A 17,683-nucleotide genomic window follows, 5' to 3' on the forward strand; every position below is an offset into this window, starting at 1 on the left:
AAGCATCCCATTGTAATGAGTACGTCGACAAACTCAAATCTCTTGGAATACAAATAAGTATGACGCAAAGCGGAGACCCATTGCACAACGCCCTGGCCGAGAGGATGAACAATACGCTCAAGAACGGATGGCTCTTCAGTACAGAAGACAAAAGTCTGCAGCAGGTCAGGCGCCTCACAAAGAAAGCCATCGACCTGTACAACACGTTCAGACCGCATCAGAGTCTGCAGATGAGAACGCCAATGGAAGAAGTCGGAAGGTTGACGGCATAACTTCCTCGGCACACATTATTAAGTCAAACAATAAAAAGAAGGAGGCAGAAACAACCGCAACAAGAAAATAAAAGAGTAATTTTGCAATTAGAAGACAACTGTCAACTAACTATGTAGTTAAGAAAAGACTACGACAAGTGTATTTGAACTTAGCAAATAAACTTGTCAAAGAAGAATGAAATTAAGAAACCAAAGTTGTCAACTAATTCTAGGACATTACAAAAAGTTATCAACTAATTCCAGGACATTACAAGGACATTTCGTATTCCAAGCTTTGGAGATTTTAATTCCAAAGCTTGGAATTTTTTTCCCAAGGCGGAGAATTTTATTCCCAACGTGCAGAGACGCTATTTGATAGCCTAGAAAATGAAAATGCATTACAGATCAGCAATTTACAAAAAGACGGAAAATAGAAAGGTAGGGCTTTATGCTTGCAGTTCCTTGTGGTCGGCCAAACGATAACATTCAGTAATTTCACTTGCCGGTTTCATGAGGGTTGTCTTTTCTTAACTTAATTGATTATCAACCATAAACACACGAAAGACTATCCTCTTTTAGTTTTTGTTGAAACTGTTTTAAGGTAAAAACAGGCATTGCTTATCTCTAATTGGGTTTAATAGTATTTACGTAAAGTTCTTAATAAAGTAAGATTTTAAAGAAGATATTTAGTAGAATCAATTTTTATGTGTAAATTTGGAAGCAGAAATCAATACACTCGAAAGCATGAACTATTAAATACTTTCTCGCGTACGCAGTTGGAGGAAGAGCTTGATAGCGTTACAGTCAAGAGGTCTAAACGATGTCATAGACGTTAAGTTTTGAAGGCTCTTTTTGGCACCGATCTCTTGCCCGACTGATCAGTATCTGACTGTATTTTGATAGATGTGCCTTTCTTTGGACAGCGGTGAACTTATGAAACTAATCCTGAAATTTATATCTCATGGTTCTTCAGTGCAAAACAGATATATCCGTGCAGTATTATTGCCGGGAATAATCCCCAACCCTTCCGGCTTGGTTGCACATTTTCTCAATCCTATGTCTAACTTAAGTTATTCTAATCGACAAGTTAAATAAATAACCGTAGTCGTGTTCTTACAGTTGGAGTTTCTGGAATGACACGATAAGCAATAAAAAACTCACCTCATTAAAACTTTAACTAATATGAAACGACATTTAAGGCAAAGCGTGAAAGTCTTTATGGCATGGTCTCTGATGTGTCTGCTTCACATTGGCAATGCGTATGCGCAGAGCGAGTACACAACCCTTTATGGCTGTATGGCTTCGGATAAGCACGGTGCAGGCTTGTTCTCCTTTACAACAGCAAAACTGGGCTTTACGCCGATAAAGCTGGAAAACGGCCTTAAGGCATTGGGCGGAGGAACCTTGGCTGAACATAAGTTCTTCTCCATCAATGCCGACGATCCGCAAAATCGAAGACTGTATATTTATGATGCAGACACTTGGGAATTGTTGGTTGACAATCCGGTAGAGAACCCTGCCGTAGATCTTACTTACGACCCTGTCTCAAAGAAAGTCTACGGTTGTTTTACGAAAGGTCAAACTGTTATGCTGGGAACGATAGACGAAAAGGGCAAACAGCAGACTATCGCCAATATGGATGTGCTTCCTTCGGCATTGTTCTGTGACAGAGAAGGACAGCTTATGATCATTGGGCAAGACGGCATTCTCTATAAATTAGACAAACAGACGGCTAAAACGGAGAAAGTAGGCGCAACCGGTATTATGCCCTTCTTTGTACAGTCGGCAACAGTCGATCCTAATACCGGCAAGTGCTTTTGGACGTCTATGACGCAAGAAGGTTCAGGTCTACAAGAGGTGGATCTCTCTACGGGTAAGGCGAAGCAAATATATGCCTTTGAAAATGTAGAAGAAATCGTAGGTCTTTTTATCCCAATTGTAGCCAAAGTTACGGCCCCTGCAATGGTAGAAGACATTATGCTGCAGTTTGCCGGTGGTTCGCTTACCGGTAAAGTCGTTTTCAATATGCCATCAAAGACCAAAGGCGGGGCTGCCATAGTGGGTAAGCTTGCCTATAAACTGATGGTAAACGATAAAGTGTATGAAGGGAAGGCTGTTGCAGGCTCACAGGTAGTTATAGATATGACGCTCACCGAGGGAAACAAAAAGTTGGTGCTTGTCACGACCAATGCTGCCGGCGAAGAAAGCGACCGAGCCGTAAAGGTGATGTGGGCCGGACAAGATGCCCCCGCTGCTGTAACAGGCGTAAAACTACATAAGGAAACTCCGGAACGAGTAAGGCTCTCCTGGAGCGCTTCAACAGAAGGTAAACATAAAGGCTATGTTGACCCGTCTACAATTACATACAAAATTGTGCGTTATCCCGATCAAGTAACATTGCATGAAAACTTTAAGAAAACGACGCTCACTGACAACATCGCTCCAACAGAACTTGTGAAATATTGGTATACCATTATACCGACAACTAACGGCAAGCAAGGAGAAGAAACGCAATCCAACAAGGTGATTATGGGGCCAAGCTATGAAACTCCTTACAAAGAATCATTTGCGACACAAGAAAGTTTTGAAAAATATACCGTAGAAGATGGCAATAAGGATGGGATCACATGGGGCTACAATATATATGGTAACTATGTAGAATATTCCGGTATTAAAAAAGGAGATGACTGGCTCATCTCGCCACCGGTGAAATTAGAAAAGCGGGGCTACTATAAACTCTCGTTCAATGTTCGATGCCTTTCAGCAAATGTACATCAATTGTCTGTATTTGCCGGCAGTTTGCCCGACACGGAAAGTATGAAGCAACAACTGGTGCCGACGACCGAGTTCAAGACAGACTTTATGGACAAACTGGTAGAGCAGAAGTTTATGGTGGATAATGACGGAGACCGCTATTTCGGTTTCCATACGACAGGGGAGCTTGGAGCGCCCGTCACGCTCAATCAGATTTGTGTGGAAAGAATATCATCGATTGATGCGCCTGCTTCCGTATCTGACCTGAAGCTTGTTGCCGGAGAAAAGGGAGCACAGAAAGTCTTCGTCTCGTTCAAGGCTCCGGTAAAAACGATTGGCGGCAGTCAACTCACAGCTATAGACCGCGTGGAATTGTTCCGCCTAACGGAGAATGGCGAAAAGAAAATTAAGACCTTCACAAGCGTCAAGCCCGGCACCTCCTTAGAGTTTACGGATAATGAGCCGGCACTCAAGGAAAACACTTATCGGGTAGTTGCCTATAACACAGAAGAAGCAGGCGATGATATTATCGCGACGGTGTATGTAGGCCAGGATGTTCCGGGAAAAGTTTCCAACATACGATTGAAAGAAGTAGGAAATGCCATTGTAGAAATATCGTGGGATGCTCCCACTAAAGGTGTGCACGATGGATATATAGATGTCTCGAAGCTCACCTATCACGTAAAGCGCAATGGTTCGCTCCTTGTTGGGGGAAAGCCTGCATCTTCGCTTCACGTGACTGACAGTATAAACGACTTGGGCGCAGACCAATTCTTCGTGGGCTATGAAGTCGTTGCTTTATCTGAAGCCGGGATGGGCCAAGGTGTTATTTCTCCATTCCTGACTGTAGGAGCTCCTTATGATGTTCCGTTTAAGGAATCTTTTGTCAATGGTAAAGGTGCAAAAGGCTGGGGAAACAACGCAGATAAGGAAGGCGTGAGTTGGTCTGCCCGTATGACCAGTGCCGAGGATTCTCAAGATGGCGACAAGGGCATCATCTCACTTGTACCCTATATGCCGGATAATGGAAAGACAGAACTTTTGTCACCAAAGATAGCTATAGGCAAGACGGTTCATCCAAAACTTTCGTTCTGGTTGCGCCATACGGCTATCGACGAGTCTTTGAAGGTAGTCATTTATTCTGCCGATAGGAAGGAACATCAGATGAGAGAAATCAAACTCAATGAGAACCCTGACGAATGGCAGAATTATGTGATAGATTTAGGAGAATATCGCAACGAGGAGTTTATACAAATAGGCCTTCAAGCATTTAACTTGCCGGTGAGGAGCAAGATTGATATGGACAACTTATCGGTGTTTGATGATCTGAAGCGCAACCTTAGCATTACTGAAATAAACGTCCCACAACGCGTTCGCGTAGGCGAGCAAGGCGAAGTTGTGATTACGGTGTCAAATCAGGGAACAGAGAAAGTCGATGCCTTTACCGTAGAGTTATATGATAAGGACAACAAGCTGATAGCCTCTTCAAATGGTGCAGGAATAGAACCGGCGGGAACACAAAAGGTAAACCTGATCGTCATACCGCAGGCTAAGGATCTCTATGAAATGACGGTGACAGCCGTTGTGAATTGTCAAGGCGATCAAAACTTATCCAACAACAGCAAGACGGGCAAGTTCACGGTTGTACCGTTGTCTTATCCAACTCCTACAGAATTGACCGGTATGAAAAACGGCACCAATGTCAAACTCTCGTGGAAAGCTCCCGACTTGACAAAGCCTTATTACGAAACTACCTTTGAATCGTTTGAGGACTATCCATCATTCACGGTCTCGGATCTTGGAGAATGGAGTATGATAGACGCTGATGCAAAAGAATACACGATGCAGTTCCGTACTTCCGATGGAAGGTGGATAGACTATGAGAATTGCGCCGGACCTATGGCTTTTCAGCTAATTGATCTTTCGCAGATTATAGGAACGGAAGATGAGGGCTGGAGCAGTGCGTCAGGCAAGAAAATACTAATTTCCGTCTATAGTTCAGGAGGAGGAAACGACGACTGGCTTATCTCTCCGGAACTTACCACCGAGGCCCAAACCATTTCTGTATGTGCGAAGAGCCTCAACTACGAAAGGAGTGGACTCGAATCTATGGAAATTCTCTATTCCGAGACAGATAAGCAGGCAGAGAGTTTCAAGTTGTTGAAGCAAGTGAGCGAGATCCCCACGCAGTGGACGGAATACAAGTTCGACCTGCCTAAGGGCGCGAAATACTTTGCCATTCACTCTAAAAAGGCCAACAGTGCACTTATGATTGACGATATTAGATACGTAAAGGCAGGGACGCAACAAGTAACGCTTGACCTGCAAGGATACAATATATATCGTGATGGAGAGAAGCGCAACGAGGCGTTGCTTAATGACCTTACCTTTGTTGACAACAACATTGAAGAAGACAAGACGTACAACTATTTCGTCACGGCAGTATATGCACAAGGCGAATCAGACTTTTCCAATGTCTACCAGCAATCTGCCACCTCTTCTGTAGAAAACATTGCCGACGGAAACACCTCCGTCAGCGTCAGATCGGCGGACGGACAGATTATCGTGAAGGGTCTCAATGGGCAGCAAGTAAGCCTTTATACGCTTTCGGGCACGAAACTATATACGACTTCAGGCAAAGAGAAGCTCACTCTACAAGTTACGGCCGGCGTTTATATCGTAAGGATAGATCAATCATCCTATAAAGTGATCGTAAAGTAATTCCGATGTAAACAGAGGGCCAGCGTGTACAAAAGTGGGCAAACCGCCACAATATATTGGCACATATCCCATTTAGCATACCTACCAATAGATAGACAGAATGCTCCTTTATGGGGCATTCTGTCTATCTATTGTAGAATACCCCTTTTATTTCGATTAACTTACCTAGATAATTTGCTTCTGAATAACTACATATCTATTGGTTTTGACAGAACAGTATTAAGCCCTTAAACCATCTAACAGAATCTCAGCAAAGAAACAATCTAGCTAATACAACTCCTCAAACTACACCAATTCATTTAACGCAAATATGATATAATGTCTATACACAAATCATTCTAAAATCTGCTCTCTGCAATATTAAAACTCGTTTTAGCTTTTTTATTCAACACAAGCCCATATCTTTGCATTTATATAGGTACGACCACAACTTTATGAAACTAGGGAAGAATACATTCATCTCTGTAAATATACTTTTGAAGGGAGTAAGGCATTCTAGAAATAAGGATCTTCAAAGCTTTAAATTTGAGGTTCTGAATTACCCACGTTTATAATCATAAGCAATTCTATCTTGACACCATCTTTAATGTGGCAAATTCTAAAGACGTTTTTTCTAAAAGAAATAGTACAAAATACTTCTAAGATACCAAAATATGACTATAGACCAGACCCTCTCGCTCAAATTGCTAAATATTGAAAAGTTAGCATAAGATATCTATAGATGAACATAATAAGATATGAATATAGTAAAACAATCCAACTCACACATATTTACCAATCAGAATGGCAATACCTTAATGAAAGAATTTGAGGGGGTATTGCAGCATAACCCGCAAATCAGGAATCTTGATGCTGTCGTGGGCTTTCTACGAGCATCTGGTTATTTTTCCCTTCGTCCATTCCTTGACAGTATTAACAAGGTAAGGGTGCTTATTGGCATAGATGTGGATAAGTATATTGCGGAAGCCACTCGACAAGGCAAACTTTTCTTTGGTGCGGAAGATGATGTAAAACAGGACTGCCTCCGTCAGATTCGTAAAGACATTGAAAGCTCTGATTACAGAAAGGAGATAGAGGATGGCATATTCCAAATGATTAAAGATCTTCTTGATGGCAAGTTGGAGTTACGTGCCCACCCATCGAAGAAGATACACGCAAAAATATATGTACTCTATCCCGATGATTTTAACCAATACACACAAGGCATGGCGATTACAGGCTCCAGTAATCTGTCTGGCAATGGTCTTGGTATTAGTGAGGAGCGACAGTATGAGTTCAATGTAAAGATGACCCAACACGAGGACGTTCAATTTGCCAAGGATGAATTTGAACAGTTGTGGGAGGAAGCCAAAGATTGCGAGATAACAGCCGATGATCTGAAGACCTCAATCGACCGTACATATCTGAAAGGTGAAGTTTCACCATACGACCTTTACATCAAAATGCTTATGGAGTACTTCTCCGATCGCATATTGGAGACAGACAATGATGAACCTCTTGATATGCCAGAAGGCTACACCAAATATGACTATCAGGTGGATGCGGTTATAGAAGGCTATCAGAAACTTGTTCGCTATGATGGTTTTTTCCTTGCCGATGTAGTTGGTCTTGGAAAAACAGTTATTGCTACTATGATAGCAAAGAAATTCCTAATCGAGAATGGACGTGACCACACCAAGATACTTGTGGTATATCCTCCTGCCGTAGAGCTGAATTGGAAAACGACCTTCAAAGACTTTGGAATTGACAAGTATGCTAAATTTATCAGCAATGGTAGTCTCTCCAAGGTTCTTGACGAAGACAATTATAACTATTGGAATGCTGACGAATACGACCTTGTATTAGTGGACGAAGCACACAAGTTCCGTAGCCATACAACCTCTGCCTTTGAACAGCTACAAGAGATTTGCAAGATGCCCCGTATAGAAACAGGCAACATTTCAGGCTATAAGAAAAAAGTGATGCTCATTTCAGCAACACCGATGAACAACACGCCTGCTGACCTCTATAATGAAATTCTGCTGTTCCAAGACCCACGTCATTGTACTATTGATGGTGTAGGCAATCTGACTGCATTCTTTGCTCCTTTAATTGTTGAGTTTAGGAAACTTCGTAACAACCCAGAAGCGGATATTAGGGATTTTAAGAAATTAGCAGAAAAGGTTCGAGACCGAGTAATCAAGCCTCTAACGGTTCGCCGTACCCGTACAGATATTGAAAATGTAGCACGCTACAACAAAGATGTAAATGGATTTCCAAAGGTAGAACGACCAATAGAGAGTAGATACGAGCTTAATGAGCATCTGGCAAATCTCTTTGATCGAGCTATGCAGACACTTGATAAGGAACTAACCTATGCACGTTATCAAGCTATTGCTTATTTGAAGCAAGATGTATCGAATGGCTTATATGATAATGCTGAACTAATCAGTCGGAGCTTGGCGGGAATCCGAAAAAATGGGCTGGTTAAGCGTTTGGAAAGCAGTTTTTACGCATTTCAAGTTTCTATTAACAGTTTCCGTCAGGCTAACCAAAATATGCTTGATATGTTTGCTAACAACAAAGTATTCATTGCGCCAGACCTTGATATCAATACGATGTTGGCAACAATGACAGAAGAGGAAATTGAAGAACGATTGAATGAAAAGGCTAAGAACAATCCAAAGAACGCAGTGTTCAAGGCAGATGATTTTCACCCAAATTTCATTGAAATGCTACAAACAGACCAAGTTATTCTTGAACAGATGTGCAACGAATGGCAAGATATTTCCGATGACGACGATTCTAAATTTGCTAAGTTCAGGGAACTGCTGAAACATGAACTTTTCAAAATAGAAAATAATCCTGAGCAAAAGCTCGTTGTATTCTCGGAATCTGCTGATACTGTGAACTATCTGCAACGCCGAATCAATCGCCCAGACGTTCTAGTTATATCGTCTGACAACCGGGGGCAGCAGTTCAAGACAATCAGAGAGAACTTTGATGCTAATTATAAGACAAAGCTCAATGATTATAATATCATCCTGACAACAGATGTCTTAGCTGAAGGTGTCAACCTTCATCGTTCCAATGTTATTGTAAATTATGATACACCTTGGAACTCTACTCGACTAATGCAGCGTATCGGGCGTGTGAACCGTATCGGCTCTGTTTCAAAACACATATACAACTATGTGTTCTATCCTTCTCGTGAAGGAAATAAGGAAATTAACCTCAACCAGATAGCTGTGAGTAAGATTCAGACGTTCCATTCTACATTTGGCGAAGATAATCAGATTTATTCTCAAAATGAAATTCTTGACCGTAGCATGAGTAAACTCTTTGATGAAGCATTGAAAGAACAGAAGAAAGATTTCAATCAAGAGATTCCCTACTATGAGGAATTACGATCACTCTATCAGACAAACCGTAGGGAGTATAATCGTATAGCAAAGTTATCTCTGCGTAGCCGTACAGGACGCAAGTATCGTATGGTTGATGGTGTAACACTTTCATGCGATACACTGGTTTTCCTCAAAACTAATTTCAGGAAAATGTTCTTCATCGTGTCTGAGAATGCCGAAGAAATTTCTGTGCTTGATGCTTTAAGGTATTTCAAGGCTTTACCTGATGAACAACCAGTGGAGCGAATTAAAGAACATCATCAGCATGTAGAAAAGGCGTTGGTGAAGTTCCGTGCTATCCGCGACACAGAAATACAGCAGGAAGAGACGGCAAGAGAAGCACAAGGCAATATGGGCGCACAGGTGAGTACTGCAATAAGTTTGCTCACAAACTTTATGCGTGAGATTGATGACAACGATCTATATCTGAAGGTAGCCCAACTAAAAACGTTGGCAGAGCGTGGCGTTATCACCTATATTGCAAAGCGTTTGCAACGGATGCAGAAAGACTTGCGTCGTGTAAGTGGCAAAACCCGAATGACACATGACGAGGCTTTGGCAGAGATTATTGAGATGGCAAAAAAGTATGCACCCTATTATATGGCAGAAGAAGCCTTACTCAACGAGAAAGAAACCGATGCCGAAATAATTCTTTCAGAGAGTTTCCAATAAATAGAAAATTGAATTATGAATTATAAGGAAGTCATAGAATCAAGATATAATCGTGCGGCATGGCAACAACTCCTTCACGATATTTTCCACAACAAGGTGAATTTCTGGAATCGTCCTTCAGAAGTTCATGTTAGTAGTCGTTTGGCAAAACAAGCGCTTAATCTTGGTAAAATATCTTTGTCAGACGGTGAGTCTATCGCTGTTTACGAAGTGGAATTAGCCGATAATGTGAACATAGAACGCAACCGTCGTGGCATACGTGACATGCTTACTACAGACTGGCATAATATGGGTTATGCTGGGGCATTTATGTTTTGCTTTCGCAAGGATGAAAGTGCGTTGCGTTTCTCCTATGTTAGTGAGACCTGGGGCTTTAACAAGCAGGGCGAATATGAGAAAATATCGACCAACACCAAGCGTTATACTTATCTGCTTGGTGAAGGGCGTGGTTGTCGTACAGCCATTGAACAGTTCAAAATCCTCCATGACAGCAAGCTGGCTTTGAGCGACATTACAGCAGCTTTTTCTGTCGAGACGCTCACAAAACAGTTCTATAAAGATTTGTTTGAGTGGTATCAGTGGGCTGTAGAACCAACTTCAAATATCACTTTCCCAAACAACACTACAACAGAAGACGATGACCGGGATGACATTGAGACAAAGATCATCCGCATGATTACTCGCATTATGTTCGTTTGGTTTATCAAACAAAAGAACCTTGTTCCTGATCGCATATTTGATATAGATTTTCTGAGTACAGTATTAAAGGATTTCGACCCATATAGTACATCAATTGGCAATTACTATAATGCTATCTTGCAGAATCTTTTCTTTGGGACGCTAAATCGTGCTATAATAGATGAGGACGGAAATACCAGGAAATTTGCAACATCAAGCAAACGCGATATAAAGACATTATACCGCTATGCGGAAATGTTTTCTATTAGCGAGCAGGAAGTCATCAAAATGTTTGCTGAAATTCCATTCTTGAATGGTGGCTTATTTGAATGTCTGGACAAAACTCGACATATTGATGGTGTTGAACAATGTTACAATTTTGACGGTTTCAGTCGCAATGACCTGCGTTTTGCCGATGGGCGCTACAAGCATCGTGCCGTTGTACCCAATAATCTATTCTTTGAGCCAGAGAAAGGATTGATTCCAATTCTCAACCGCTACAACTTCACCATAGAAGAGAACTCTCCAGAAGAGCAACAGGTGGCACTTGATCCAGAATTGTTGGGCAAGGTCTTTGAGAATCTTCTTGGGGCTTATAATCCAGAGACCAAAGAAACCGCACGTAATCAAAGTGGCTCTTTCTACACTCCGCGTGAAATAGTCAACTATATGGTTGATGAAAGTCTGATTGCCTATTTGGGCGACAACGATTTTACCCGCTCATTGTTCCGTAATGATTTCTCTTTTGAAAAGTCGAAAATCGAAGAATACAAGAAACTCGCAGAGAAAATAAAGACTGTAAAGATTCTTGACCCCGCTTGTGGCTCTGGTGCATTCCCAATGGGACTGCTAAACAGAATGGTTGAAATACTGGAACGCATCTCACCCGACGAATATATCTATAACCTGAAACTCTCAGTTATTGAAAATTGTCTTTATGGTAGCGACATACAGAGTATTGCAGCACAGATAACAAAACTCCGCTTCTTTATTTCATTGATATGTGACTGTGAGAAGGATGCGTCAAAACCTAACTTTGGCATACCGACACTTCCTAACCTTGAAACGAAATTTGTATCAGCAAATTCTCTTGTTGCAAAGAAAAAGAAACCTGCACAAGGAAATCTCTTTGAGAACCCAGAGATTGAACATACTAAAAATGAGTTGGCAGAGATACGCCATAAGCATTTCTCCGCAAAATCGGCATCTGCTAAACATCGTTTAAGAGAGAAAGATCAGGTATTGCGTGAGAAACTGGCAAAACTACTTTCAGACGATGATAACTTTGCCCCAGAAGATGCAAAACAATTGGCTGCATGGAGTCCCTATGACCAAAATGCTGTCAGTCCTTTCTTTGACCCTGAGTGGATGTTCGGTTTAACAGATGGATTTGACATAGTAATTGGCAACCCACCTTATATTCAACTTCAAAATAATGGCGGTGAATTGGCTCAGCTGTATGAGGGATGTGGCTATTCTACCTTTGCCCGTACAGGCGACATCTATTGCCTATTCTATGAGTGTGGGTGGCAGTTGCTAAAGAAGAATGGCCATTTGTGCTATATCACATCTAACAAATGGATGCGTGCAGGATATGGTGAGAAAACAAGAGGATTCTTTGCCAATAAGACCAACCCAATGCTTCTGATAGACTTTGCAGGAGTAAAGATTTTCGAGAGTGCTACGGTTGACACCAATATCCTGCTGTTCTCTAAATCAAGTAATCAGCATAAAACGGTCTGTGCTGTTGCCAACAAACAGAACAAAGATAGCGTAAAGAATTTGAGCGATTTTGTGCAGCAACAGAACTCCGTTTGCGACTTTGGCTCGTCTGACAGTTGGGTGGTTCTTTCACCTATTGAACAAAGCATCAAAAAGAAAATAGAAGCCGTTGGTACGCCATTGAGAGATTGGAATATAAACATCTATCGCGGTGTGCTGACAGGTTGCAATGAGGCCTTTATTATCAATACTGAAAAGCGTGATGAGATATTGGCAAATTGCCAAACTGATGACGAGCGGACAAGAACGGCTGAACTTATACGACCGATTCTTCGAGGCAGGGATATTAAACGGTATGCTTATGAGTGGGCAGAACTTTGGCTTATTGCAACATTCCCATCACGGCATTACAATATTGATGAATACCCAGCTATCAAGGAATATCTGCTTTCTTTCGGTATTGAAAGACTGGAGCAAACTGGCAAAACACATATTGTCAATGGTGAGAAAGTGAAAGCCCGAAAGAGAACCAGCAATAAGTGGTTTGAGACACAAGATAGCATTAGTTATTGGGAGGATTTTTCTAAGCCAAAAATCATCTATCCAAACATGACTAAATATATGCCATTTGTATTTGATAATGAAATGTGTCTTACAAATCAGAAATGCTTCATTATTACTGGGAAGTATGTGGCATATCTTACAGCGTTTTTCAATTCGTCGCTATTCAAGTATTGTTTTAGAGATTCATTCCCAGAATTACAAGGCGGAACGAGAGAGTTGAGCAAAATATTCTTTGACAAAATACCCGTTTATGAAGTTTCTGATGCCCAAAACCTACAATTTCAAGATGCTGTAGAAGATATACAAAAAGAATATACAAAACAAAAAGCACAGAGAATAGACTCTATGCTATTTGATTTGTATAATCTTTCATCAGAAGAAAGGGCAACTATTGACTTTGTTGAGATAGTTTGACAAATTGTGTAACATATTCTCGTTCAATAGGAGATAGGCTGTATATTGTGAAAACAATGTCGTTTATCTCCTTTTCTATCACATTAGAGCTATTGGTAATTTGGGCAGTAAGTAAAGAGGATAACCGTTCATCATATTGACTATTATAAGGAATACAGGCTGGTTCAATGGCTTGAACACTCACCAATAAATCCCCTGTTCCTGTTTTTGGAGAATCCTTCAACAAATAATGCCCCATTAAAGAATTGAGCACACAACATAAATATTCTATATGCTGACCTGTGGCAAAACATGTACTGTCTAAACCAAGACAGCCCTTGCTGTCATAAGAAAAACGTAATATAGATCCGATTCTTTTCCAAATGATTTTTGGCTTAGAAAAATCCTCCAAATAAGCGCAGTTACGAAGATTATATGGAGTGTCACCTTTATCCGCACGAGTGGAGATTCTGTCCCAATATTGGTCTAAATGCGTTTTTACAGCAGGATAATCGTTGATGTCAATGCGTGGGAGTTTGTTTCTAATGCCATTGTGGGTGTTGATTAAGAATAATCCATTGTCCACATAACCATATCTCTTTATATCCCTGCCTCGCAAAATCGGTCGAATAAGTTCAGACGTTTTCTTGCGTTCATCTTCCGTCTGGCAGTTGGCAAGGATTTCTTCTCGTTTCTTGGTAGAGATTATAAACGCCTCGTTAAATCCAGTCTTGATGCCATAGTTTATTTGGATGTCCCAATCTTTAAGCGGTGTTCCTACTTTCTCTATTTTACGTTTAATACTCTGTTCAATGGGGGATAGGATAACCCAGCTATCTGAATGAGAGAAGTCACAGATAGAGTTCTGTTGCTGCACAAAATCGCTCATTATTTCTCTGCCAATTCTTTAATCCTAATAAACCGTGCAAGCGTATTCCTATCAACCTTACAAACCTTGGCTATCTTGCGTTGGGAAGTGCCGTTCTTTAATAGTTCAGATATGAGAACTTCCTTACCTGAAAGTTTGTATTTGTTAGGGGAACTTTTGCGACCTCTCGGGCGACCAAGGATAACACCTTCTGCTTTCTTTCTTGCCAATGCCTCTTTTGTGCGTTGGCTGATGAGGTTTCGCTCGATCTCCGCCGATAACCCAAAGGCAAAGGCGAGTACTTTGCTTTGAATATCATCACCAAGACGATAGTTGTCTTTGATAGTCCAAACGCGACATTCCTTAGTCATACAGATATTCAATATTTCCATAATCATAAAGAGGTTTCTACCAAGGCGTGATAACTCGCTACAGATGATGATATCGCCCTTGTTGACTTTCTTCAACAGGTTGCCCAGCTGTCGTTTAGTATAATTCTTCATGCCACTGATGGTTTCTTCAATCCAATCGTCAATTGAAAGTTTTTGATGTTCACAAAAGTTGTTGATCTCGAATCTTTGATTTTCTACTGTTTGCTTATCGCTACTTACTCTAATATACCCATAAATCATAACTGCAAATGTTATTGTCTACATGAAAAACAAACGAAGGTCGTAATGTAGAAATGTAATGCAACAATTCCAAGACTTACGTATGCAAAAAATAGTACGTACTTTTCAAGGAAAAGGTCCGTACCTTTTATGAAAAAGATACAGACTAATTGATCAAAAAGTACGCATCTTTTGTGTAAAAGGTACGGACTATTTTTGCACAGTCAAAGGATTGTGCGTAAATGCCTATTAATCTTATCTTTATAGCTAAAATGACAAAAGAGAATAATTAGAGTAAACATCTACCAAAACTATAGTTTCCTGATTTAGGTTGACTACGTTTGAGCCTTATGCTTTAAAAGTTGACTCAGTTAAACACTATAACTGATTAAAGTTGACTTTACTAAAGTTTCCCACCCCTTAAAACGCAGTCTTTTCCCATTCACTTTTGCCTGTCTTCTCCCATATCCATTGAGTTTTAACACATGGCTAATAGAAGTTATGCAGACTGCCCACATACTTCATCCCATTTTTCCAACGCTTCAGCCATTACAAGGATTTTGCTCATCTCTTTGTCGTTGCCGCAGATCGTAGCCATAAGGTGTTGGGGCGTCACCCCAAGTGTTTCTCCTAAAACACGAAGAACGCGTTCGATACAGGCAAGCACTCGCTTCCATAACGTGAGTGCCATGAGATCGCCCTCCATATCCGAAAAGAGTTCGCCCAGGGTTTGATATTCTGTGAACCGCTTTTCCAAGGCCATGACGGTATTTACCCCAATTCGGGATAAGCAAGGCTTATTTTTGTCTTAAAATAGTTTCAATAAAAGCCCAAAAAGAGGATTATTTTTCGTATATTTGTTGTTGATAACCAAACAGATAACAAAAAACAATCCTCTATGAAACTTGTCAGCAAAGTTACGGGAATTTATTGTATTGCAGATGATTTCTGCAAAGAATATGAGTTAGAATTGAACAAAAAAGCACTTTCGCTTTCAACCCCCTCTCCAAACACCCCTAAAACTCGCAATAGAAAGGGAAGAATGAGCGATGCAGAAATGATTACCATTCTTGTGTTGTTCCACAGCAATACATTTCGCAATTTCAAACATTTCTATCTCTTCTACGTCTGTCGAGAACTTAAAGAAGAGTTCCCTAACCTTCTTTCGTATACCCGCTTTGTGGAACGTATGCCACGAGTGACGATCCCCCTTTTGCTCTTCCTTAAATTAGCTCTGATGGGAGAATGTACAGGGATTACTTTTATCGATTCAACGCGTATTCCCGTGTGTGAAAACAAGCGTGAGTATTCTAATCGTGTCTTCAAGGGCTATGCTCATAAAGGGAAAAGCACGATGGGATGGTACTATGGTTTTAAGCTGCATCTGCTGTGTAATGAACGAGGGGAATTACTCAACTTTGCACTTACCAAAGCCAATGTGGACGATCGTAACCCGGAGGTATTTAATAACTTGACTAAGGATTTATTCGGAAAGCTCTATGCGGACAAGGGATACATTTCACAATCTCTTTTTGCTTCACTCTTCGATAGGGGAGTTCACATCGTCACGGGAATACGCACTAATATGAAGAACCGCTTAATGGATGTGCACGACAAAATCATGCTCCGCAAAAGAAGCATTATCGAAACCATTAACGATATGCTCAAGAACGTGGCACAGATTGTTCATACCCGCCACAGAAGTATCTCAAACTTTATTGTCAACCTTTTGGCAGGAATGGCGGCTTATGCTTTCTACGATACAAAACCCTCTATCAATATGGAGTTTGAGATGGAGGGAGAAACAGAAGTGAAACAGCTCACACTTTTCTAAATTTACTTGCGTGAAACAATAAATCTTCGGCCTAAAACAAGGTCGAAAGAATCGTTGTGGACTATAATCTGAGTAAAAAGGAGGGGACCTTAAACCGAATTGGGGTTAATATGATATAAGCAGCTATTGTCGATATTGCCATTTCTCTTGAAACTAACGAGTGAGTTGTACTATTTCCCCTCCGATAATAGCCAATTCAAGTGTCAGTTTCTCCAACTTAGTGAGCATTGCAAAGGCTTTTTTCTCAGTAAAATTGCTTTTCAAAGCGACCACAGTTTGATTATAATTCACCCCGACACCGCGAAATTGTCCGTACAAAGTCGTCAGTTTTTGATAGTAATCGAGCAACGAGCGATCCACTTTTATCACCCGAAAGGTCTCATTAAAGACCCTTGCCTTGATGAAAGCGGCTTTATTTTGAAGCCCCGACTGCTCGAACATCGTTAGAAAACGAGCAAATTCTGTGTCCGTAAATCGAACCATACAACAATGGCTGGCTCGTTCATTCTTAGGTGGTCGTCCCACATTTCTCTTTGTCATTACTTTGGATTTTAATGGTTTGTAATTCTCTCTTTTGGAAATCGAACGTGCTAAACACAATTGAAATCCATCAGAGAGCGTTCACGATAAAATAGCCAATCAAAACAACGAAAACTTCCATCCAAGAACACCGACTTCGGAGGTGTTCCGCCCTCTGCCAAGAGTAAGGGTTTTGAGTTACCGAAATAATTTCGGGTAACGCAAGACATATCTTGCTATTTGCTCCGACGCAAATAAATCCGCCTTGAAAGGCGGTGCTTTATCTTCTCGAAATGTATGTTTTCAAAGCAATGAAATACCGGCTTATCGCTTGCTGCAAAGTTACGACCTCTTGTCCCCAAAGCCATTAAGAGAGACGAAGCCACAATTAACCAAATCGAAGCCACAAGTACGCACTAAAGAAAATCACGCTGATTATAGCATTACCGAGCCATATATTTGCACTGTCAAATATATCGGTAATGGTATGTGTCTTCGATAATATCACGTTTCGATGAGCGATATGAGCGAGGGTGTATATCAAAGAGCATATCCTTGATTCTTTCACTCGAATGTGGGAATGTGCGAAAGCTGATACAATCGAACGATTGTATTGATGGACACCGATGAACATCTCCACTGAATCTGATTATCGGGCATATCTTCGATAGCGGACGTATTCATCTTCATCGGTAAATATACCGACAACGAAA

8 protein-coding genes and 1 pseudogene are annotated in these 17,683 nt (G+C 40.9%); 5 read left to right on the plus strand and 4 right to left on the minus strand.

Annotation, left to right across the window (positions count from 1 at the left end):
• From GCWU000325_RS06170 to GCWU000325_RS06185, 4 genes are all read left to right on the plus strand, one after another.
• On the plus strand, nucleotides 1-272 hold a 272-nt coding region (locus GCWU000325_RS06170; protein ID WP_006255432.1), incomplete at its 5' end, for an IS3 family transposase.
• Between the two features lie 1,161 nt (nucleotides 273-1,433).
• The gene (locus tag GCWU000325_RS06175; RefSeq protein WP_006255433.1) at nucleotides 1,434-5,726 is read left to right on the plus strand and encodes a choice-of-anchor J domain-containing protein; all 4,293 of its coding nucleotides are present in this window, start codon (nucleotides 1,434-1,436) and stop codon (nucleotides 5,724-5,726) included.
• A 737-nt stretch (nucleotides 5,727-6,463) separates the two neighbouring features.
• Entirely contained in the window at nucleotides 6,464-9,781 is a 3,318-nt protein-coding gene (locus GCWU000325_RS06180; protein WP_006255434.1) for a helicase-related protein, read from the plus strand.
• 15 nt (nucleotides 9,782-9,796) lie between these two features.
• Nucleotides 9,797-13,159, plus strand: coding sequence for an Eco57I restriction-modification methylase domain-containing protein (locus GCWU000325_RS06185; RefSeq protein ID WP_006255435.1), 3,363 nt, complete (start codon nucleotides 9,797-9,799; stop codon nucleotides 13,157-13,159).
• On the opposite strand, the gene GCWU000325_RS06190 is transcribed toward GCWU000325_RS06185, so the two are convergent.
• The 3 genes and pseudogenes from GCWU000325_RS06190 to GCWU000325_RS06200 form a co-directional block, all read right to left on the minus strand.
• Nucleotides 13,134-14,027, minus strand: coding sequence for a TaqI-like C-terminal specificity domain-containing protein (locus tag GCWU000325_RS06190; protein WP_006255436.1), 894 nt, complete (start codon nucleotides 14,025-14,027; stop codon nucleotides 13,134-13,136). The two genes, GCWU000325_RS06185 and GCWU000325_RS06190, sit on opposite strands and share 26 nt — an antisense overlap.
• Nucleotides 14,027-14,638, minus strand: coding sequence for a master DNA invertase Mpi family serine-type recombinase (locus tag GCWU000325_RS06195; protein WP_006255437.1), 612 nt, complete (start codon nucleotides 14,636-14,638; stop codon nucleotides 14,027-14,029). The genes GCWU000325_RS06190 and GCWU000325_RS06195 overlap by 1 nt, the downstream gene beginning before the upstream one ends.
• A 478-nt stretch (nucleotides 14,639-15,116) precedes the next feature.
• Nucleotides 15,117-15,386 (minus strand): annotated as a pseudogene (locus GCWU000325_RS06200) (IS4 family transposase); the annotation flags it as partial.
• Nucleotides 15,387-15,515: 129 nt separating this feature from the next.
• Between GCWU000325_RS06200 and GCWU000325_RS06205 the strand changes: the two are divergent.
• Nucleotides 15,516-16,451, plus strand: coding sequence for an IS982 family transposase (locus GCWU000325_RS06205; RefSeq protein WP_006255439.1), 936 nt, complete (start codon nucleotides 15,516-15,518; stop codon nucleotides 16,449-16,451).
• Between the two features lie 153 nt (nucleotides 16,452-16,604).
• Here the strand turns inward: GCWU000325_RS06205 and mobA are convergent, their stop codons facing one another.
• Nucleotides 16,605-16,991, minus strand: coding sequence for a conjugal transfer protein MobA (mobA, locus tag GCWU000325_RS06210; RefSeq protein WP_407636332.1), 387 nt, complete (start codon nucleotides 16,989-16,991; stop codon nucleotides 16,605-16,607).
• Nucleotides 16,992-17,683 lie beyond the last annotated feature (692 nt).

Source organism: Alloprevotella tannerae ATCC 51259, assembly GCF_000159995.1.
Lineage (GTDB): Bacteria > Bacteroidota > Bacteroidia > Bacteroidales > Bacteroidaceae > Alloprevotella > Alloprevotella tannerae.